The 21,602-nt window shown below is 35.2% G+C and carries 21 protein-coding genes, 3 tRNA genes and 1 pseudogene; 8 read left to right on the top strand and 17 right to left on the bottom strand.

Translation table 11 applies throughout. The features are described from left to right. Positions 1-609: pseudogene (locus HT728_RS06100) on the top strand (IS30 family transposase); the annotation flags it as partial. 97 nt (positions 610-706) lie between these two features. Here the strand turns inward: HT728_RS06100 and HT728_RS06095 are convergent. From HT728_RS06095 to HT728_RS06025, 16 genes are all read right to left on the bottom strand, one after another. Further along, on the bottom strand, positions 707-1,186 hold the full coding sequence (locus tag HT728_RS06095) for a sigma-70 family RNA polymerase sigma factor (protein ID WP_112445392.1): 480 nt from the start codon (positions 1,184-1,186) through the stop codon (positions 707-709). Between the two features lie 120 nt (positions 1,187-1,306). After that, positions 1,307-3,265, bottom strand: a complete 1,959-nt coding sequence (gene ftsH, locus HT728_RS06090; RefSeq protein WP_112445394.1) for an ATP-dependent zinc metalloprotease FtsH — start codon at positions 3,263-3,265, stop codon at positions 1,307-1,309. A 15-nt stretch (positions 3,266-3,280) separates the two neighbouring features. After that, complete coding sequence (gene hpt, locus HT728_RS06085; protein WP_000892172.1) at positions 3,281-3,823, bottom strand: hypoxanthine phosphoribosyltransferase; 543 nt, start codon at positions 3,821-3,823, stop codon at positions 3,281-3,283. Positions 3,824-3,827: 4 nt separating this feature from the next. Further along, positions 3,828-5,105, bottom strand: coding sequence for a tRNA lysidine(34) synthetase TilS (gene tilS / locus HT728_RS06080; RefSeq protein ID WP_173234356.1), 1,278 nt, complete (start codon positions 5,103-5,105; stop codon positions 3,828-3,830). Next, positions 5,102-6,370, bottom strand: coding sequence for a serine hydrolase (locus HT728_RS06075; protein ID WP_173234355.1), 1,269 nt, complete (start codon positions 6,368-6,370; stop codon positions 5,102-5,104). Before HT728_RS06075 ends, tilS begins: the two co-directional genes overlap by 4 nt. Then, positions 6,363-6,485 carry an SP_0009 family protein gene (locus tag HT728_RS10750; RefSeq protein ID WP_049521558.1) on the bottom strand — a complete coding sequence of 41 codons (123 nt, stop codon included), beginning with the start codon at positions 6,483-6,485 and terminating at the stop codon, positions 6,363-6,365. The genes HT728_RS06075 and HT728_RS10750 overlap by 8 nt, the downstream gene beginning before the upstream one ends. Positions 6,486-6,489: 4 nt before the next feature. After that, the gene (locus tag HT728_RS06070; RefSeq protein WP_173234354.1) at positions 6,490-6,858 is read right to left on the bottom strand and encodes a septum formation initiator family protein; all 369 of its coding nucleotides are present in this window, start codon (positions 6,856-6,858) and stop codon (positions 6,490-6,492) included. Then, positions 6,851-7,117 carry an RNA-binding S4 domain-containing protein gene (locus HT728_RS06065; RefSeq protein WP_001234978.1) on the bottom strand — a complete coding sequence of 89 codons (267 nt, stop codon included), beginning with the start codon at positions 7,115-7,117 and terminating at the stop codon, positions 6,851-6,853. The genes HT728_RS06070 and HT728_RS06065 overlap by 8 nt, the downstream gene beginning before the upstream one ends. 57 nt (positions 7,118-7,174) lie before the next feature. Further along, a complete protein-coding gene (mfd, locus tag HT728_RS06060) occupies positions 7,175-10,684 on the bottom strand; it encodes a transcription-repair coupling factor (RefSeq protein WP_173234352.1) in 3,510 nt (1,169 codons plus the stop codon). After that, positions 10,685-11,254, bottom strand: coding sequence for an aminoacyl-tRNA hydrolase (pth, locus tag HT728_RS06055; protein ID WP_173234350.1), 570 nt, complete (start codon positions 11,252-11,254; stop codon positions 10,685-10,687). A gap of 71 nt (positions 11,255-11,325) precedes the next feature. Continuing rightward, positions 11,326-12,441, bottom strand: a complete 1,116-nt coding sequence (ychF, locus tag HT728_RS06050; RefSeq protein WP_112445405.1) for a redox-regulated ATPase YchF — start codon at positions 12,439-12,441, stop codon at positions 11,326-11,328. 84 nt (positions 12,442-12,525) lie between these two features. Beyond that, positions 12,526-12,720 (bottom strand): DUF951 family protein, encoded by a 195-nt coding sequence (locus tag HT728_RS06045; RefSeq protein ID WP_000285186.1) that lies wholly within the window; start codon positions 12,718-12,720, stop codon positions 12,526-12,528. A gap of 64 nt (positions 12,721-12,784) precedes the next feature. Continuing rightward, positions 12,785-13,921 (bottom strand): DNA polymerase III subunit beta, encoded by a 1,137-nt coding sequence (gene dnaN / locus HT728_RS06040; RefSeq protein ID WP_112445407.1) that lies wholly within the window; start codon positions 13,919-13,921, stop codon positions 12,785-12,787. A 158-nt stretch (positions 13,922-14,079) separates the two neighbouring features. Further along, positions 14,080-15,441, bottom strand: a complete 1,362-nt coding sequence (gene dnaA / locus HT728_RS06035; protein ID WP_112445409.1) for a chromosomal replication initiator protein DnaA — start codon at positions 15,439-15,441, stop codon at positions 14,080-14,082. 212 nt (positions 15,442-15,653) lie between these two features. Further along, complete coding sequence (locus HT728_RS06030; protein WP_112445411.1) at positions 15,654-16,412, bottom strand: ParB/RepB/Spo0J family partition protein; 759 nt, start codon at positions 16,410-16,412, stop codon at positions 15,654-15,656. A gap of 57 nt (positions 16,413-16,469) precedes the next feature. Next, positions 16,470-17,651, bottom strand: a complete 1,182-nt coding sequence (locus HT728_RS06025) for a S1C family serine protease (RefSeq protein WP_112445413.1) — start codon at positions 17,649-17,651, stop codon at positions 16,470-16,472. A gap of 183 nt (positions 17,652-17,834) precedes the next feature. On the opposite strand from HT728_RS06025, the gene rlmH reads away from it, so the two are divergent. The 7 genes from rlmH (at position 17,835) to HT728_RS05990 (ending at position 21,019) form a co-directional block, all read left to right on the top strand. Next, complete coding sequence (gene rlmH, locus HT728_RS06020; RefSeq protein WP_112445415.1) at positions 17,835-18,314, top strand: 23S rRNA (pseudouridine(1915)-N(3))-methyltransferase RlmH; 480 nt, start codon at positions 17,835-17,837, stop codon at positions 18,312-18,314. 43 nt (positions 18,315-18,357) lie between these two features. Continuing rightward, positions 18,358-18,431: transfer RNA gene (locus tag HT728_RS06015), tRNA-Arg, on the top strand. Between the two features lie 165 nt (positions 18,432-18,596). Further along, the gene (gene comC, locus HT728_RS06010; RefSeq protein ID WP_112445417.1) at positions 18,597-18,722 is read left to right on the top strand and encodes a competence-stimulating peptide ComC; all 126 of its coding nucleotides are present in this window, start codon (positions 18,597-18,599) and stop codon (positions 18,720-18,722) included. A 20-nt stretch (positions 18,723-18,742) separates the two neighbouring features. Further along, positions 18,743-20,068, top strand: a complete 1,326-nt coding sequence (comD, locus tag HT728_RS06005) for a competence system sensor histidine kinase ComD (RefSeq protein WP_164226121.1) — start codon at positions 18,743-18,745, stop codon at positions 20,066-20,068. Beyond that, on the top strand, positions 20,065-20,817 hold the full coding sequence (gene comE, locus HT728_RS06000) for a competence system response regulator transcription factor ComE (protein WP_000866064.1): 753 nt from the start codon (positions 20,065-20,067) through the stop codon (positions 20,815-20,817). The genes comD and comE overlap by 4 nt, the downstream gene beginning before the upstream one ends. A gap of 51 nt (positions 20,818-20,868) precedes the next feature. Further along, positions 20,869-20,940: transfer RNA gene (locus tag HT728_RS05995), tRNA-Glu, on the top strand. 5 nt (positions 20,941-20,945) lie between these two features. Next, positions 20,946-21,019 (top strand) — tRNA-Asn (locus HT728_RS05990). 40 nt (positions 21,020-21,059) lie between these two features. Here HT728_RS05990 and HT728_RS05985 read toward each other — a convergent pair. Beyond that, complete coding sequence (locus HT728_RS05985; RefSeq protein WP_119941849.1) at positions 21,060-21,602, bottom strand: TetR-like C-terminal domain-containing protein; 543 nt, start codon at positions 21,600-21,602, stop codon at positions 21,060-21,062.

Raw genomic sequence — 21,602 nt, 5'->3', positions numbered from 1 at the left:
CGTTCCTATGAGGATTTCCTAAATTATTTAACCCTTAATCAACTAGACTCTTGGCTAGAAATGGATACCGTTATGGGCAGAATGGGAGGTAAAGTCCTACTCACCTTCAATCTATCTTTCTGTAACTTTATCTTCGCTAGACTGCTGGATAATAAAACTGCCCTTGAGGTTACCAAACACCTCTATGACATCAAGAACACTCTTCACCAAGCTGACAAAGATTTCTTCCAACTCTTCCCTGTCATTCTTACCGATAATGGTGGAGAGTTTGCCAGGGTCGATGATATCGAAATGGATGCGCGAGGAGAGAGTAAACTCTTCTTTTGTGACCCTAATCGCTCTGACCAGAAAGGGAGAATTGAGAAAAATCACACGCTGATTCGCGATATTCTACCTAAAGGAACTTCTTTTGACAACTTAACTCAAGAGGATATCAATCTCGTTTGTTCGCATGTCAACAGCGTCAAACGTGCTGCTTTGAATGGAAAGTCAGCTTATGAACTCTTTGCCTTTACTTATGGAGAAGAAATTCCTAAGCTTCTCGGCATTTCTAAAATACCTGCAGAAGACGTCTGTCAGTCTTCTAAATTACTCCAACATAAGTTCTAAAAACTAATCTTCAACCCCATTCCAACGTCTCACACTAACTTCCACTTGGATTAGCAGTGGAACTTAGTTTGGGAATTTACCGTTTTTTCATGAATTCCTAATGGGTACGGATGTCAAACTCTTTAAACACAATACGTAAGTCTCTTAATACTCTTTGACGACCTCGGAATCGTTCATTTCTTAAGATGCGTTCTAGTTCTTCTTGTTGATCTTTAGTTTGTTTGTTTCTATAATCCCTTAGTGTTTCATGAAAGAGATAATAATCATCTAGCCAGAGACCGCCCTCACTTATACGATGACTTATCTCACCCACTTCTTCATAAAGCTCTTTATCATATCTCCGTTTGTGACTTTCTTGCTTACGGAGATAATCTAAAATTCGATTCCGGAATTTTGTTTTGAAATATTTACGTAAACGAGGAATATCTTCTGCCAGCTCTTCTTCTCTACTAATCAATTCATGTAGACATATCATTCCCTCTTGATCCCAGTCCGATAACTCCCATAAATGAAGGTAATATTCATTTCTACACTTGTATACAATTCCTTGGACTTCTTCATACAATTCTTTAATCATTCTTTTCCCCTTTCTAAATACAGTTTAACAAAACAAAAAGCTAATTTGGTTATTTCTCCCCATTCTGTTCCCTACACCGTCTAAACTGCACAAAAAAGAGAGGCTCAGCCTCTCTTTGGGTTATTTTTCGTCATTCATTTTTGATTTTACTTCATCATAAGATAATGCATGAGATTCCTCTTCTACTGTTTCAGGCATCTTTCCTGTTTCATAGAGAGATTTAATTTGTGTACTATCCAATGTTTCGTATTTCAATAATGCTTCTGCAATCAACTTGTGAGTTTCACGATTTGACTGAATAATTTCAGCGGCTTTATTTCGTGCCTCATTCAATAATGAACGAACCTCTTCGTCAATTTCATAAGCTGTTTGTTCTGAAATTGATTTTTGAGGGCTTTGTGCACCAAACATGGCATGATTTCCTTCATATTGAACTGGACCAAGTTTTTCACTCATACCGTACTCTGTAACCATTGCACGCGCCATTTGTGTCGCTTGTTCAAAGTCGTTTGAAGCTCCTGTAGTTTGGACATTAAAGATAATTTCTTCAGCTACACGTCCACCCATTAAGCCAGCCAATTGCTCTTTCATATCTTCTTTAGATAGAAGCATTTGGTCTTCCTTAGGAAGTGCAATCATATAACCACCTGCACGACCACGTGGTACAATTGTAACCTTATGGACAACTCGGGCATTCGATAAGACTAGACCAACAATGGTATGTCCTGCCTCATGATAGGCAACCAATTCACGTTCTTTTTGTGAAACTGTCTTATCTTTCTTAGAAGGACCAGCAATCACTCTATCTTCTGCTTCATCAATATCTGAAGCATCAATAACTGACTTGTTGCGACGGGCAGCAACTAAGGCTGCCTCATTTAGAACGTTTTCCAAATCAGCACCAACAAAGCCTGGAGTTTGTTGAGCAACTAATTTCAAATCTACATCTTCTGCTAAAGGCTTGTTCTTAGCATGAACTTTCAAGATTGCTTCGCGCCCCTTAACATCAGGACGACCAACCAATACTTTTCTATCAAAACGTCCTGGACGCAAAAGGGCAGGATCAAGTACATCTGAACGGTTTGTCGCAGCGATGACGATAATCCCTTCATTTCCCTCAAAACCATCCATCTCAATCAAAAGTTGGTTCAAGGTTTGTTCACGTTCATCATTTCCTCCACCGAGGCCGACACCACGTTGACGACCAACAGCATCAATTTCATCGATAAAGATAATAGCTGGCGCTGCTTTTTTGGCATCTTCAAAAAGAGAACGAACACGACTAGCTCCAACTCCGACAAACATTTCTACAAAGTCAGAACCTGAGATACTAAAGAATGGAACGCCTGCTTCTCCAGCGACTGCCTTAGCAAGCAAGGTCTTACCTGTTCCCGGAGGCCCCTCCAAAAGAACACCTGCTGGAATACGGGCTCCAAGTTTTGTAAATCGTTTTGGATCTTTTAAGAATTCAACAACTTCAACTAGTTCTTGCTTTTCTTCCTCAGCTCCAGCAACATCTGAAAATCTTACTTTAATATCCTCTTTATTTGCAGCTTTAGCCTTACTACGTCCAAAACTCATTGGGTTACGACCATTGCCTCCCCCCATATTTCCCATCATAGAGAATAGGAAGAAGAATAGAATTCCAAATGGCACAATGGATACGAGTAGATTAATCCACATACCACTTGAACTTTCATGCTTAATAGTTACTTCTGCTTTATGGTCCGAAGCAAGTTTTTGCAATTCTGATACTGTGGTATCAGAGGGAAGAATAATACTTGAAAATTTCTCTACTGTTGTAACAGATGGAGAAAAGAACTGAATGCCTGTTTCTTCTTTACTTGTTTTAGGATTTTTATAGACACCCGAAACTTCGATAACACTGCCATTTGGTTGGTAGGTTAATTCTTTTACATTGTCATCGGTAATTTCTTTTACCAATTCTGTATAATTAATTTGCTCACTTTTCCCTGCAACACTACCTGTACTAAAATACTGGTAAGCTGTAACTAGGAAAAAAATAAGTAATAACCATAGAAATGGATTTTTAATTAAACCATTATTTTGTTTTTTCATTAAAAATTGTTCTTTCTAATTTGAATACACTTCTTCTTTCAATACTCCAACATAAGGAAGGTTACGATAATTTTCTTTGTAGTCTAAACCATAACCTACTACAAACTCATTTGGGATAGTAAAGCAGGTATAGTCTGCCTCAATTTCTACAACACGTCCCTCTGGTTTATCCAACAAGGTTGCAATGTTAACAGAAGCTGCATCTCTTGCAATAAACATATCTCGCAAATTCTTCAAAGTTTGACCTGTATCAATGATATCCTCTACAAATAGAACATGTCTTCCTTTAATATCTTGAGTTACATCTTGCTTGATATTGATGACACCACTACTTGCTGTTCCACCATGGTAGCTAGAAACCATCATGAAGTCCATTTCAATATGTGTATCAATATGTTTGACCAATTCAGCCATAAAAGGAATAGATCCTTTTAAAATCCCAACCAAGATTGGATTTTTTCCTGCATAGTCCTTAGTTAATTGAGCACCTAATTTTTTAGCAGCTTCTGTAATTTCATCGTGTGAAACGAGGATTTTTTTAATATCGTTTTCTAACATTTTTTTACCTATCTATTTTTTCTATATAAAGTACAGTGTTCATTATATCATTTTTCGTGTTTTTACTCAAATCACTAGTCGCAATTCCCAAAATTGAGACAATTTCACCAAATTGCTCAATAATCAGAGCAGATTTTCGCTTTTCCATAGGGATTTTCAAATCAATAAATAGACGTCTGAGTTTTTTTCTATGCCCATTTTGAATCAAAACATCTCCTGTTTTTCGATGACGAATGTGTATGGATGTTTCCCGTGAAACAGATATTTGTTGAATTGATTCACCTTCTAAAGGAAGTCCAAAGGAAAATAAATATCCCTGATAAGTTACCTGATTTTGATAGTGTAACACAAGTTCATCTTCCTTTTCATCAGCCTGCGGACTGATTTTACAAATCTGAAACTGTTGATACTCTTTTATCAATTCATAGCCATTTTTAAGCAGATGACGATACTGGCTTTTAGTTTTTAAAATTTGCCTAACTTCTTCAAACTGAGCTTTTGTAAGATTCAAATCTGGAAAACGATTCAGATAAGTTTGAAGTAAAACTCTTTGTGTCGACTCAGAGTAAGACAATAGCTGCTCTAAATTTTCCACATCAATATTGTTAGATAATTCAGTTATAGCTAAGTCATAATCTAAAATTTCATTGCCGATACTTAAGATTGCATCTCTAAATCGAGGATTTTCTTTTTCTAAATCTGGTAAATAAGAGTTTCGAATACGGTTGCGAAAATAATGATTTTCCTTATTTGATGTATCTTCAAAGTGAAAAATTGGTGGAAAGTCTTTTTTCTGAAAATGCAAGAAGGGGCGAATGATTTCTATCTCTCCGACTACTTGCTTCTCCTTAATTCCTGATAGATAGCGCAAGCGAGTCCCTCGAATCAAACGCATCAAAATCGTTTCCACCTGATCATCAGCATGGTGGGCAGTGACTAAAGCTGTCGCACCTGTCTTTTTCATGACCTCTTGAAAAAAATCATAACGAAAATGTCGTGCATGTGCTTCTGAAAATTCTCCTGAAAAATTGCTGATATAAATAGGAAGCTCTGCTTCAGCAGCCAACTTCCTTAATTCCTTTTCTTCCCAATCTGATTCAATTCTCTGCTTATGATTCACATGGGCTAGAATCAATTCAATTTCTAACTCTTTTTGATAAGTAGATAATACCTTAAATAGAAACATAGAATCTAATCCACCAGAAAGAGCTAGCACCACCTTAGTATGCTTTTTGAAATATCCCTTCTTGAGAAAATGATTTAAAAAATCCTGTTCCCTCATTTTAGAACCTCATAAACATCCTTGGCTATCTTGGAAATCGTATCGTAATCAGAATCTTTAGTAAAAATAGAAAGCACAAATGGAGAATCTGCATAGGCGACACCCGTATCATGCTTAAATTCGTCCGCATCCCCAATTTTATGAGCTACCTTCACAGAAACATCTTTGGCAATTCGCTGATTATCAAAATCTGTTTTAGTCAAAGACTCCAATACAAATCCATTTTGATTATAAATAGCTTCCATGACTTTTCCAGCCATTTTAGAAGAAATCAATTTTTCTTTTGGATCCCAATCATCTCCCATAATGGCAGACATCTTGGATTTAAATGTGGCATCAGATTGGTTTGAAATGTAATATCCCAATATGTTATGAGCTACATTATCAGATTCTTTAGATACTTTTGTGATTAAGTCCTTGAGAGAATACTCTTTATTATCCTCTTTTTTAGGAAGACTACCACTTCCTTCTGGTTTATAAGAACCTGGAAAATCATTGATTGCAGATACATATTTTACAGTCGTATCTAACTGATAAAGACCCTCATTTATTTTTTCTTGCGCATAATAGAGATAAGGGAGTTTCAAAACACTAGCTGCATACATCTTTTCATCTTGATTGATACCAGCCTCTTTTCCAGTAGTCAGTTGCTTAACATAAATAGAGAATGAATCCTTCTGATATTTTTCCGATAACATTTCTTGGACTTTACTCATCCGATTATCTTCTTCAGAAGTTGATTCTTTAGCTACCCATCCAACCTGATCAATATGTAGAAATTCTCTTCCTTCTACAAACATGGTCTTGTCAATCGATACTTGCGAATAAGCTGATAAGGATGATTTCACTTCTTTTAAGTCATAAGGACTATTGTACAGTTTAAAATCAGATTCTAACCATACTTTTTTTATTGTTGGAGTTACCTCTGACTGATCATATAAAAATCGTTTGTCTGCAGCTATAAATTGATGGTTGGATAACTTAAATACCGGAATCCCTTGTTTATTTAAACGCCACTCGGTTATTTGGAAACTTGTTTTGGGAGTCAATTTCCCAGATTCCACTACTAAATCTTCATTCGCATAAACAGGAACCTCTCCATAAACCATGGGAGAACTTAATTTTTCTCTAAAATAAATACCAAAGTCAGATTGTGAAAGGTAATAAATTTCTTTCGAAGTATAGACGACTTCTTTTTCTGTGCTAACGACTTTTGAAATAGTCAAAAAACTCGGTAGCAACAAAATAATTAAGAACTTACGCATTCTTCCTTTCCTTTTCTTCTTGTAAACGCAATAATTGATTTTTATCAGCCAACTCTTCCAGCTTTTCATCTGATCGACTCAAAAATTGCTCAATTACATCTAGTAAATTTTCCATTTTATCACCTTTGAAGCAAGTCAGGAATCGTATAAACTATTTCCCTCGACTTAGAATAATAGTACTTCGCTCGTGTATATTTGGCAGCATAATCCTCATCTTTCAACTTGGTAGCAAATGCTGTCTCCTTATCCTTTTCATCACTCAAAGTTTGATACTGAGTTTGCAAGTCTGCTAATTGCTGACGTCTTTGGAGTAATTGCTGATAACTCTGCGCTAAATTAAAAGTTGGCAAGATAAATAATAGCGTAATCAAAATCAATACCCACCCCATAAAACGATTCCGTTTTTGTCGTTCTTTCATCAGGTAGCGACGACGTTGATATTCATTTTGGATAAAAGAATTATTCAATTGTACAATATTTTTAGACATTTTCTTCTACCCGTGTTTCACTGATAATTTCATACATGCCTGCTGCATCTTCTTTTTTTGTACTATCTTTCATCTCTAGTACTTTGACAAGTAGCAACTTATTGCCAAAGCGAATTTCAACTTGGTCATTAACTTTCAAATCCGTTGAACTTTTGGCCAAGATTCCATTCACCTTGATTCTGCCTTTATCTGCTACTTCTTTTGCGACTGTACGACGCTTGATAATTCGCGATACTTTTAAATATTTGTCTAATCTCATCCTTATTACCTCAACTTATTATTGTACCATTTTTATCTATTTTATAGAAGAAAAATATCAAATGGAATTTTCTTTCTTAGACTCTTTTATCTCTAATAAACTTTCTCCAAAAATCAGCAGACCTTCTAAAATTTCATAATCTTTCTTATTTTGGACATCAAATACAAGCTCCATTAATCCCTTATTCTCAGCGATGCCTGCTTTTAAGTTCGTTGCGGATAAAGCTTTAAAATAATCTTGAGCTAAAAACAGTCGTTGAGTGACTTTTTCAAATTGAACTGTAATTTTATTATCTTTTCTTTCCACACGTTGAACAAAGACCTTGTCCAAATATGACTTGACTAAACCAATCTCTAAAAGATATGCTACTACATCTGGGTATTCTCCAAAACGGTCTATCAACTCCTCTTGTAACTCTTCATAATTGACACGGTTGTCAATTTGACGAATTTTCTTGTAAATTTCAATCTTATGTCGTTGATCAGAAATATAAGTATCAGGAAGATAGGCATCAATTTGCAAAATCAACTCAGCATTCCCTTTGGTTCTTGTGTTAGCGTTAGCATTACCGTTTCGTTTAGCAATAGCTTCCTCTAATAACTGCGAATACAATTCAAAACCAACAGAATCAATGAAACCAGACTGGGATTTTCCTAGGAGATTTCCTGCTCCACGAATCGAAAGATCTCGCATAGCAATCTTAAATCCGGATCCCAATTCTGTAAATCCTTTAATCGCTTCTAATCTCTTCTCGGAAACTTCACTAATTGATTTTTCTGGACGATACATGAGATAGGCATAAGCAATACGATTACTACGACCGACTCTTCCTCTTAACTGATACAAGGTTGACAAACCCATATGGTCCGCATTTTCAATAAATAAAGTATTAGCATTTGGAATGTCCACCCCTGTCTCAATAATGGTAGTCGTCACCAAGATATCGTATTGTCCCTCAATAAAGTCTAGTAGAGTATTTTCCAACTGGATTTCACTCATGCGACCATGAACATAACCAATCGAAGCCTCTGGAATCAACTCCTGTAATTCTGAAACCTTCTGGTCAATCGTGTCAACTTTATTGTAAAGATAGTAAACTTGACCTCCACGCTCCATTTCACGTAAGACAGCATCACGAATGACACTATCATTCTTTTCTAAAACATAGGTTTGCACTGGATAACGATTAGTCGGCGGAGTTTCAATAACAGACAAATCTCTGATTCCCAGCATAGACATGTGAAGGGTACGAGGAATTGGCGTTGCTGTCAAGGTTAGGACATCCACTTGTTTCTTCAGTTCTTTCAAGGTTTCCTTATGCTTGACACCAAATCGCTGTTCCTCATCAATAATCATCAAGCCTAAATCAGCAAACACAACATCTTTTGACAAAACACGATGGGTTCCAATCAAAATATCAACTTGACCGTTTTTCAATTTTTCAAGTGTTTCGGTCTGCTCTTTTTTACTTCTAAAACGACTCAATACATCAATATTAACTGCAAAATTTTGGAATCGTTCCTTAAAATTGGTATAGTGCTGTTGCGCTAAAACCGTCGTCGGAACTAGAACGACAACCTGTTTGTGATCATTGACAGCCTTAAAGGCTGCACGCATTGCAACTTCAGTCTTTCCAAAACCAACATCCCCAACTAAAAGTCGATCCATTGGCTGAGAAGCCTGCATATCTCTCTTGATTTCCTCAACACTACGAAGTTGATCATCCGTTTCAACATAAGGAAAGGCATCATCAAAAGCATCTTGCTCTTCATCATCGGCTGAAAAAGCAAAGCCCTTCAACTGACTGCGTTCAGAATAGAGTTTGATTAAATCATCAGCTATATCCTCTACCTGGTTCTTAACTTTTTGCTTGGCCTTTTTAAAATGACCGTCATTTAATTTATTGAGTTTAGGTGCTTTACCGTCACTTGAAACGTATTTGGAAAGTAGATGAATCTGTTCCACTGGGATAGAGATTTGATCCCCGTTTTGGTATTGAACACTGACATAATCACGGTGAATCCCCTTAATTTCAATGGTTTCAATCCCTAGATATTGACCAATTCCATGGATATGGTGAACAACGTAATCTCCTTTTTCAAGTTCATTGTAATCTTTTAATCTCTCTGCGTTTGAAACATGTTGTCTTCGAAAACGACGTTTCAATTTCTTTTGAAAAATCTCATGTTCAGTTATCAATAAAACCTTTTCATCTACAAAATGAAAACCATGTCTGAGATTACCCTCGATTAAGTTTACAGATTCTTTACAAACACTTGACTTATCTCTAGAATCCAATTTAATCTGGTATTCCTCTAAAACATCCTCCAATGTTTTACTTCCCATTGAATTGCTAGACTGCAGGATAATAGTATAATTCATTTTTTTGTATCGTTCAATTTCTTCTTTTAGAAAAGAAAACTGATTGAAAAACTCCTGCATAGGATATTGATTAAATTGATAATTTTTGTCAAACTTGAGATTTCCTAACCCCTTTTGTAGATTAGAGAAAAAGGTAACCGGACTCTGTTTTTTATAAATTTGCTCTGTATCTGCAAAATACTGTATCTCAGAAAATGCTTTACTATTCTGTAATTCTTCTGTAAAGTACTGCGCTAATTCTCTTTCAAAGACTTCATACTGATTCATCAATTTTTGATAATCATCAAAGAATATTGGTATGTTTTTTTCAATATAATCAAATACAGTCCATGTCTTATCATAGCATAAAGATAAAAATTTCCGTGAATCAGAATGCATTTGTTTTTGGTGAAAACTTGAAAGAATTTCTTCTAAGTATGATTTTAAAATAGGTGATAACGTTTTTGAAATTTGTTTTTCTAAAGCTGACTGACCTCGTTGATAATCCTTTTCTCTCAAAAACATATCACTAGCTGGAAAGATGGTGAATTCTGTCTGATTTTCTTTCGATAATTGTGTTTCGACTTCAAATGACCTGATACCATCAATTTCATCACCAAAAAACTCAATTCGGCAAGGTTCTAACTGGGATATTTCAAAAATATCTAAAATATCTCCTCGTATACTAAACTCTCCCTGAGTTTGTACTTGTGTAACTTTTCGATAGCCGATTTCTTTTAACTGATAGATAAGTGTGTTTTGGTCATATTCTTCACCAACTGAGATTTTTACAACACTATCTTTGAATACATTGGGAGACGGTAAAATCAATCGACTTGCTGCGATATTACAAACTAAAATCCCTCTCTTAGAGGAATCAGTCAAAAAACGCAAGGCTTCAACCCGTGAAATGATTTTTTCTTGTGAAGACATCAAAAACTCCACCATAGGAGTATCATCTACCAAAAATGGATAGACAAGTTCCTCACCCAAGATAGATAGAAGATCACTAACAAGTCCTTCTGCTTCTCCATAAGTTGACGTCAACAACACAATCTTATCTTCTTTTTCTAAACTGCTTGCAATTGCAAGAACCTTAGTAGACGTTGATAAACCTAGTATTAGTTGTCTTTTCTTATCTGTTAAATTTTGATGCCATTTTTTAATCTGATCATTTTCTGAGAATAAATCTAATAGGGTCACCATTTATCCATTATACCTCTGCATTGTTTTCTCAAAATTTTTCTCTTGTAAATAGTAGTTTACAGAATCGTCAACCTTGTCAATAGACTGTAAAATACCAATATACTCATCCTTGTCAAAGGTACTCAAAACATGGTGAACAACTGACATACCATTTTTAGGTCTTCCAATTCCTATCTTAACACGATTAAAGACCTGAGTTCCTATATGTTGAATAATAGACTTAATGCCATTGTGACCACCTGCGGATCCCTTTGCTCTTAAACGAATCTTTCCAACTTCCATGTCAAGATCATCGTAAATGATGAGTAAATCTTCAATATCCAAACCATAGTAAGTCAATAAAGCATGAACTGCTTTTCCACTTTCATTCATAAAGGTCGTTGGTTTAATCAGATAAATTTTTTCTCCATTTAGGAAAAAGGATGCTAGGTCAGCTTGAAATATCTTATCGTGTGTAAAAGTGACATTCTGTTTCTTCGCTAGTTGATCAATAAACATAAAACCAACATTGTGTTTTGTTTCAAAATATTTATCCCCTGGATTTCCCAAGCCTACAAGTAATTTGGTCATTTATTTTTCCTTTCAAAAGCCAAAAGGGTTGGAATTTTTTTCCAACCTAATTGACACCATTTATTAATTTTTTAGACATTAAAGCGGAATTCCATGATATCGCCATCTTGAACGATATATTCTTTTCCTTCTTCACGCAAGCGTCCAGCTTCTTTTACGGCCTTTTCAGATCCGTATTTCACTAAATCCTCATATGACATGGTTACTGCACGAATAAATCCTTTTTCAAAGTCTGAGTGGATAATCCCAGCTGCTTGAGGAGCCTTCATACCACGTTTGAAAGTCCAAGCGCGAACTTCTTTTTCACCAGCTGTGAAGTAAGTTCCCAATCCAAGCAAGTGGTAAGCTGCACGCGTCAACTTATCTACACCTGATTCTGTCAAACCAATGGCTTCAAGAAACTCTTTTTTATCTTCATCGTCTAACTCAGAAATTTCTTCCTCAGAACGCGCAGAAATAACGACTACTTCAGCATTTTCTGTCGCTGCGAATTCACGAATTTGTTTAACATAGTCGATAGAGTCAGGTTCTGAAACCACATCCTCATCCACATTGGCAACATAGAGCACTGGTTTAGTTGTCAACAGGAAGAGACCTTTGACAACTTTTTGTTCTTCATCTGTAAATTCGATTGTACGAGCTGATTTTCCATCTTCAAGGACTGGTTTAATCTTTTGAAGAACATTAAATTCTGCTACAGATTCTTTATCTTTTTGCGTACGTGCCATCTTTTCTACACGCGCATAGCGTTTATTGACTGATTCTAAGTCAGCAAGAATCAATTCCAGGTTAATGGTATCAATATCTGCAAGTGGATCCACAAAGGCATCTTCACGTCCTTGCTCGCGCATGACATTTTCATCATCAAAAGCACGAACTACATGAACAATGGCATCTACTTCACGGATATTGGCCAAGAATTTATTCCCTAATCCTTCTCCTTTTGAAGCTCCTTTTACAATCCCTGCAATATCTGTAAATTCAAATGTTGTTGGCACTGTCTTTTTAGGAGTAATCATTTCAGTCAATTTTTGTAGACGTTCATCTGGAACTTCTACCATTCCAACGTTTGGGTCAATCGTTGCAAATGGGTAGTTAGCTGCCTCTGCTCCTGCTTTTGTAATTGCATTAAATAGTGTTGATTTACCAACGTTTGGCAAACCAACGATACCTGCTGTTAAAGCCATATTTTCTCATTCTCCGTTTTCATTTCAATCCCTAATATTATAACACAAAAAGGGAAAACTTGCTAACCCTCTAACTAAGGGTTCTCAGTCAATAATTTTATTCATTTTTCGATCAAAATCATAGCGCCCCATCATGACAACATGGTCACAATTACTGCATTTGATTTTGATATCTGCCCCTACACGTGTAATTTCCCAACGATTTGCTTTTTTACCAGTTGACTTGATAGTACAAGCATGTGGTTTTTTCATCTCAACAAAATTTCCAACTTGATACATACTACTCTCCTTTTCTTTTTCGATTATATCATAAAAGAGGCGAGCTAGGCTCAACCTCTTTCACTTAATTTGTACGAACTGGGGTGATGAGCTGCATGAAGTCCTCATCAGTGTCTGCTGGCACAAGAGTAAATGGACGAACAGCTGAGATAAAGCTAATGGTCACCTTTTCGCTATTTAAAGCCTTGAGTGAATCAATCAAGTAAGTTGGGTTGAAACTAATAGTCAAATCTTCACCAGTAACCTGATCAGTATCGATTTCTTCGTTTACTTTACCAACTTCTGGAGAATGAACATGGGCGCTAACAACCCCATCTTTAATTTCAAGTTTCACAGTACCATTTTGAGTCGCACTTGATAAAAGACGAGCACGTTCCATTGACTGGCGTAAGTTTAGCACATCAAAAGTAATAGTAGTGTTAAAGTCTGTTGGAATCAAGCGATCTGTATCAGGATAGTTTCCTTCTAGGAGACGAGTATAGAAGCTAATATTTTCGCTTCTAAAGAGAATTTGGTTATTGGCAAAGAAAATCTCTACAGTTTCAATATCATCTGTAAATACCGCTGAAAATTCGCGTAGAGAACGGCTAGGAATGACAACATCAAAATCATCACTATTTTTCTCAAGCGTTAATTTTTTCTGGCTTAGACGATGAGAGTCTGTTGCAACTGTTTTTAACTCTTTGTGTTGACTCAATACAAAATGAACACCTGTCAAAATTGGACGACTCTCTTGTGTACTTGCAGCAAAAGCTGTTTCATTGATAATTTTCTTGAGTAATTTTGTTTCAAGAACCAAAGGAGTGCTTACTGAAATTTCTTGGATTCGTGGGTACTGTTCGCTATCTTTTCCTTTTAGGGTAATTTCTGATTTTCCACTGGTTAAAACAATTTGATTTTGTTCAATTTCTTTAAAATCAAGAGTCACATCAGGTAGACTAGATACTACATTGATAAAGAAAGAAGCTTCAAGAAGAATCGAACCTAAAGAAGTAATTAACAAACCAGCATCTTCATTTTTTTGAGAAATAAAATTTTCAATTGAAATCTGACCATTTGAACCAATTAAAGTAACACCTTCATTGGTCACGTCAATTTTTACGGTTGATAAAATAGGAATGGCATTTTTAGAACTAATAGCTCTCTTAGTAGTATTTAATGCTTGTAGAAATAAATTTTTATTAATTGAAAAATGAATCATGGATTCTCCTTTATTTATTTTTAGTATTAGAAGGATAATAGTAATAATAGAGTCTGTGAAATCTGTGGAAAACAGACTTTAAACAAGTCATATCAAGTTTTTTGGCTTGTTTAAAAAATGTGGATAAAAAAGATAATAAAGTAAAAGTTATCCACAACTTATTTGATTTTCTTTTTGATTGATTCAATTTCTAAGCGTAAATTATCGTCTTCATCAATCAAAGATTTAATTTTAGCATGGGCATGAATAACTGTTGTATGATCTTTTCCACCAAATTCCTTCCCAATTTTTGGAAGACTATTATCTGTTAGTTCTCTAGATAAATACATGGCTACTTGACGGGCTAACACAATGTTTTGAAGGCGTCTGCTTCCCTTCATTTCTTTGACACTAACTCCATAGAAGTTACCAACTTCATTTTGGATTTTGTCAATTGGGATGACGAGCATTTGGCTAACATCTTGTTTTCGAGCTCTAATAGCTTCTGCAGCAATATCAATAGTGATATCCTTGATGTTTTTTACTCTGGCAATTAAAGTGATGTCGTTGATAGCTCCCTCAAGATCTCGAACATTTGAATCAAATTGCCCAGCTAGGTATTCTAGAGTATCACTTTGGAAATTGTAGCCTAAATGTTCCGTTTTACTTTGTAAAATGGCAATGCGTGTTTCAAAGTCAGGGGGTGTGATAGTTTGTGTCAACCCCCAACTAAAGCGCGTGACAAGCCTCTCCTCGAGTCCTTCTAGATGTTTTGGACTACGATCACTGGTTAGGACAATCTGTTTTTGCTTGTCATGAAGGGCGTTAAAGGTATTGAAAAATTCTTCCTGAGTTGCGACTTTTTTTCCGCTGAGTGACTGGATATCATCGATTAACAAAAGATCAAGACTACGATAGGTTTTTTTAAATTTTTCCATTTCCCCAAGCCTTAAGTGATCAAGAAAGTCATTAATAAAGCTTTCAGCAGGTATGTATTTGACACGCGCATTTGGAATATTTTTTAGAATTTCATTTCCAATAGCGTTTAACAGGTGAGTCTTACCAAGCCCAGGTCCTCCATAGATAAAAAGAGGGTTATAGGTCAGAGCCAAATCTTCAGAGACAGCCAAAGCGGCTGATACTGCCCAAACATTTCCATCCCCTTGAATAAAATTATCAAAGGTATACTTTTCTTTTAACCCAGTATCCGAATACGGAATAGATGCTAACTTTGGACTATAGTCATAAAGAGTTGAATTTGTAGATTCTTCAACTTGTGAGATAGCCGTATCTTGAGGTTTGGTGAAAATATAGTGGGGAGTTATTTCAGCATCATAAATTTCAAATCCAGCTACTACAATAATATCTTTTAGTTGTTTTTCCCAGACCATTTCCATTTCAGATCGTGGTAAAAATATAGTGGCAACATTTTCTTCTACCTTGACGAGTTCAGCTTGAATAGCATAGAAATCATACATGGATCGAGTCAGTCTTTCTTGAGCAAATTCTAAGATACGATTCCAAAATTGTTTTTCTTTCAATCCTTTCTCCTCCTTTACTATTTAAAAGTTTAATACTAGACCTATTTTACCATAGATAGTAAGAATTTTCCACAAGCTGTGAAAAATAATCCACAATGTTATCAAGTTTTATCCACAGGTTGGGGATAAAGTTAGAAACTATTGATTTATTAAGCTTTTTATTGAAAAATATAGTGGATAACCTTGTGAGATAAAAAAATAAAAGAACAGCCTTATTTCAGGCTGTTGATAATTCTACTGTATTCTTCTTGATTTGAAAAAGCAATAATGATTTTTCCACTATCTTTTTTAGAAAGTTTGATTTCTACATCTAATCCGAGTAGTTTTCTTAACTGTTCTTCTTCATTCTGTATGAAATGATTCGTTTTTTGCTGTCTCTTTTGTTTTTTCTCTGTCAGAAGAGCTTCTAACTTCCTTACAGAAATATCTTCTTCTATAATCCGTTGAAAGAAATAGTCTTGTTGTTCCTTATTCAACCCAACTAGCGAACGAGCATGTGCTTGTGATAGTTTGCCATTTTCTACTTCTGAGAGAATCTGTTCTGGCAAGTAAAGCAAACGAATGGAGTTGCTGATATATGGACGAGACTTGCCCATTTTATCTGCAATTTCAGCATGGGTAAATCCTTTCTCTACGAGAGATTCATAGGCGCGTGCTTCTTCTATAGGATTTAAATTTTCTCTCTGCAAATTTTCAATAATGGACTGGATCATCATCTCTTGGTCTGAAAGCTGTTTAATAACAGCTGGGATAGACCTTAGACCAGCTAAAAGTGAAGCCCGATAGCGTCTCTCTCCTGCAAGGATTTCATAACCAATCACAGGAGATTGACGAACAATAATCGGTTGAATGAGTCCATTTTCTTTGATAGACTGTGCTAGTTCATCTAGTTTTTCTCCATCAAATTCTTTTCGAGGTTGATAGGGATTTTTTTGTATATCCGTGATAGAAATCATTTCAAATTTTTCCATGATTCTACACTAACATATCTTTTCTCTTATGTAAAGCTTTCTTTACATAGATGTCAATTAAGATTCTAAATCACCTGAACTCTTGTCAAGTTTAATAGATGTAGTTTCTTCTTTACCGTTACGATAGTAAGTGATCTTAATGGTGTCTCCGATAGAATGATTGTAAAGAGCACTTTGTAAGTCTGTTGATGAAGCAATCTCTTTGTCATCTACTTTTGTAATCACATCGTATTTTTCAAGGTGACCATTGGCAGGCATATTACTTTGTACAGAACGAACAACTACACCAGATGTAACATTACTTGGAATATTGAGTCTTCTGATGTCGCTTGTACTTATATTAGATAAATTAACCATCTGGATTCCCAAAGCTGGGCGTGTCACTTTTCCGTTCTTTTCTAACTGTTCAATAATATTGATAGCATCATTTGCAGGAATTGCAAAACCAAGGCCCTCTACAGATGTTCCTCCATTTGTGGCAATTTTACTTGAGGTAATTCCGATAACCTGTCCTTGAATATTGATCAGTGGGCCACCAGAGTTACCTGGGTTAATAGCAGTATCAGTTTGGATGGCTTTTGTAGAAATGGCTTGTCCATCTTCAGATTTTAAAGATACATTTCGATTAAGACTAGATACGATACCTTGAGTGACAGTATTTGCATATTCAGAACCTAACGGGCTACCAATGGCAATAGCAGTTTCTCCTACGGTTAACTTGCTAGAATCACCAAACTCAGCTACTGTTGTCACTTTTTCTGAAGAGATTTTGACGACAGCAATATCAGAGAAAGTGTCCGCTCCGACAATTTCTCCAGGTACTTTAGTCCCATCTGACAATCGAATATCTACTTTGCTAGCGCCATTTATAACGTGATTGTTGGTGACGATGTAAGCTTCTTTATCATTCTTTTTATAAATAACTCCAGATCCTTCACTAGAGATTTGTTGAGAATCTGTATCAGTCTCATCATTGCCAAATACGCTATTTTGTCTATTTGCTGAATAAGTAATAACGGATACAACGGCATCTTTTACTTTATTAACAGCCTGCGTTGTTGAATTTTCGTTTTTATAGGCAGTCTGTGTGATAGTGCTATTGTTGTTCGAGCTACTTACACCACTTTTTTGAGTTAGTTGAGCTATTGAAAAACTACCCAAGGCTCCACTAAAAAAGCTAATGACGATAACGACTAATAATTGAAACCCTTTTTTGTAAAATGTTTTTAAATGTTTCATATTTGCCTCCATATTTTTGAATTACTGAAAGTATAAACTGACTAGCTTAATTATAACTTAAACACAAAAAGTTTTACACAAACTGTGGATAACTCTTTTAAAACTGTGATTTTCTCAATTGAAATCTATTTTTTATTTTGTGAATAAGATGTGAAAAAATAGAGAATATGTTAGAATAGAGTCATGAAAATTAAAGTTGTAACAGTTGGGAAACTGAAAGAAAAGTATTTAAAAGATGGTATTGCAGAGTATTCAAAACGAATTTCTCGATTTGCTAAACTTGAAATGATTGAGTTAGCAGATGAAAAAACACCAGATAGGGCCAGTGAATCAGAAAATCAAAAGATTTTAGAAATAGAAGGTCAGAGAATTTTATCAAAAGTTGGTGACCGTGATTTTGTTATTGTGTTAGCCATTGAAGGGAAAACTTTCTCCTCGGAAGAATTTAGTAAGAATTTAGAAGAAGCTTCTATAAAAGGATTTTCTACTCTTACCTTTATCATTGGAGGGAGTTTAGGATTATCATCAGCTGTAAAAAAGAGAGCCAATCTTTCTGTCAGCTTTGGCCGTTTAACCTTGCCCCATCAGTTAATGAGACTAGTTCTTGTTGAACAAATCTATCGCGCTTTTACGATTCAGCAGGGATCACCCTATCATAAATAGAGAATTGACTTTTAATTGAATTTTTGGTAGAATAATTGTGTTAGGTCTCATAGCTCAGCTGGATAGAGCATTCGCCTTCTAAGCGAACGGTCGCAGGTTCGAATCCTGCTGGGATCAATATAGTAGCAAAGCTGGGAATTTTCCCGGCTTTTTTCTTAAAAAAGTACACTTGGGGAGAAAAAAATGACAGTTGAGAGAATTTTATCTAAAATGAAATTCCATTTTGTATAATGGTTTTTGTAAGTTAGCTTACAAGAAAAAAACATTTTAGGAGATTTTATTATGAAAAACACAGTTAAATTGGAACAGTTTGTAGCCTTGAAGGAAAAAGACTTGCAGGAGATTCGAGGTGGGGAAAGTAGGGTTTCAAGAATCATCCTTGATTTTCTTTTCCTACGAAAAAAGTAATAAAATAAGGAGAAAGAGTAATGGATTTACTTGGATTTGGGACAGTTATTGTTCATTTTTTAATTATTAGTCACAGTTACCGTTTAATTTGTAAAGGTCAAATAAATAGAAAAGAACTATATGTTTTTGGTATCTATACATTACTAGTAGAAGCAGTACTTGAACTTTCCTTTTATCTTCCATATTTAGATAAAATAGGGATTGAAAGATTTTTATTTCCTTTGGGCTTATATTCCTATTTTCGATGGATGAAACAGTATGAGAGGGATAGAGGACTATTCCTAAGTTTACTACTATCTCTTTTATATGAGAGCACTCATAACTTTCTGTCCGTAACTTTCTCCTCTATAACAGGAGACAATTTTGTTTCACAATATCATTTCCCATTCTTTTTCGTTGTAACGGTGTTGACTTATGTTGTTATATTAAAAATCATTCATTATTTCCACTTAGAACTAACCTATTTTGACAAGGACTACCTTTATCCTTTCTTGAAAAAAGTATTTTTTGCTTTACTATTGTTACATCTTTTATCTTTCGTTTCAGATATAGTAAGTACGATTAAACATTTGAATAGTTTTGGAAGTATCTTGTCATCTATTGTCTTTATTTCTCTCCTTTTGACCTTCTTTGCAATGAATTCGCATAAAGAACAAATGGAAAAAGAGATTGCTTTGAAGCAGAAGAAATTTGAACAGAAACATTTACAGAATTATACAGATGAAATTGTCGGACTGTATAATGAAATCCGTGGTTTTCGACATGACTATGCTGGAATGCTTGTCAGTATGCAGATGGCAATTGACAGTGGTGATTTACAGGAAATTGACAGAGTTTACAATGAAGTTTTGGTCAAAGCAAATCATAAATTGCGTTCAGATAAGTACACTTACTTTGATTTGAACAACATAGAAGATTCAGCTTTACGAAGTTTGGTTGCTCAGTCTATTGTCTATGCTCGAAATAATGGTGTAGAGTTTACACTGGAAGTAAAAGATACGATTACCAAGCTCCCAATTGAACTATTGGATTTGGTTCGTATCATGAGCGTTTTATTGAACAATGCTGTCGAAGGATCGGCTGATAGCTATAAAAAGCAGATGGAAGTAGCAGTTATTAAGATGGAAACTGAAACAGTTATTGTGATTCAGAATTCATGTAAAATGACGATGACTCCTTCAGGAGATCTATTTGCTTTAGGATTCTCCACTAAGGGAAGAAATCGCGGGGTAGGATTAAATAATGTGAAAGAACTACTAGATAAGTACAACAATATTATTTTAGAAACAGAGATGGAAGGCAGTACATTTAGACAAATTATTAGATTTAAGAGGGAATTTGAATGAAAGTTTTAATTTTAGAAGATGTTATTGAACATCAAGTGAGACTAGAGAGAATATTGGATGAAATTTCGAAAGAATCGAATATTCCAATATCATACAAGACAACAGGAAAAGTCCGTGAATTTGAAGAATACATTGAAAACGATGAAGTAAATCAGCTTTATTTCCTAGATATTGATATTCATGGAATTGAGAAAAAGGGATTTGAAGTGGCTCAGCTCATTCGTCATTACAATCCTTACGCTATTATCGTCTTTATCACCAGTCGATCAGAGTTTGCGACTCTAACCTATAAATACCAGGTATCAGCCCTAGATTTTGTTGATAAGGATATCAACGATGAGATGTTTAAGAAGAGAATTGAGCAAAATATCTTTTACACGAAGAGTATGTTACTTGAAAATGAAGATGTGGTGGATTATTTTGACTACAATTACAAGGGAAATGATTTAAAAATCCCTTACCATGATATTTTGTATATTGAAACGACAGGAGTCTCTCATAAATTACGTATTATTGGTAAGAATTTTGCCAAAGAGTTTTACGGTACCATGACAGATATTCAGGAAAAGGACAAACATACTCAGCGATTTTATTCTCCTCATAAGTCATTTTTGGTAAATATAGGCAATATTAGAGAGATTGATCGAAAAAACCTAGAAATTGTTTTCTATGAAGATCATCGTTGTCCTATTTCAAGATTAAAAATTAGAAAATTAAAAGATATTTTAGAGAAAAAATCTAAAAAGTGATTGACAATTAGTAAGAAATTGATATAATGGTTATATCTGCTACAGATAGAAGGTCCGTTGGTCAAGGGGTTAAGACACCGCCTTTTCACGGCGGTAACACGGGTTCGAATCCCGTACGGACTATTTTATCCGCCATAGCTCAGTTGGTAGTAGCGCATGACTGTTAATCATGATGTCGTAGGTTCGAGTCCTACTGGCGGAGTATAGATAAAAAGGAACACAACTGTGTTCCTCTTTTTGTATCAATTTGTATCACCAAGCATCTTCATAAGGAAATCTGTTATTTCTTGAGGACTTTCTTTTTTTCCATGTGCAATCCAAGTTTGACAGACACCAAAAAGTGCATGAGTTAGATAGATGCTACTGTATTCTAATTCAGTTGTATTGAGATTCAGTTGCATAAATCGCTTTTGTAAATCTGTACTGAGCATGATATGAAGTTTATTTCGTAAGAAATTTTGGATTTCTTTGGTTCCATTTTCAGAAAGAAGGGCAGCCAGAAGTGGTTCTGATTCCAAATATTCAAAGACTTCTAAAATAGCGTCTCTTTTGTGATGAGCATGTTTTTGAAAAATATATTCAAATGTATGAAATAGCTTGCTTTGATAATGCTCAATCATATCATACTTATCCTTATAGTGAGTATAGAAGCTGGAACGACTAATTCTGGCTTTTTCTGCTAACTTTACAGTAGAAATTTGATCAAATGGCTGTTCCATCAGTAATTGTACCATAGCATTTTCAATAGTTCGCTTTGTTTTTAAGCGTTTGTTACTTTCTTGCAT

The organism is Streptococcus sp. 544 (genome assembly GCF_013277385.1).
GTDB lineage: Bacteria > Bacillota > Bacilli > Lactobacillales > Streptococcaceae > Streptococcus > Streptococcus mitis_BA.
The sequence above is the reverse complement of the archived record's forward strand: the minus strand, read 5'-3'. Positions and strand labels throughout refer to the sequence as shown.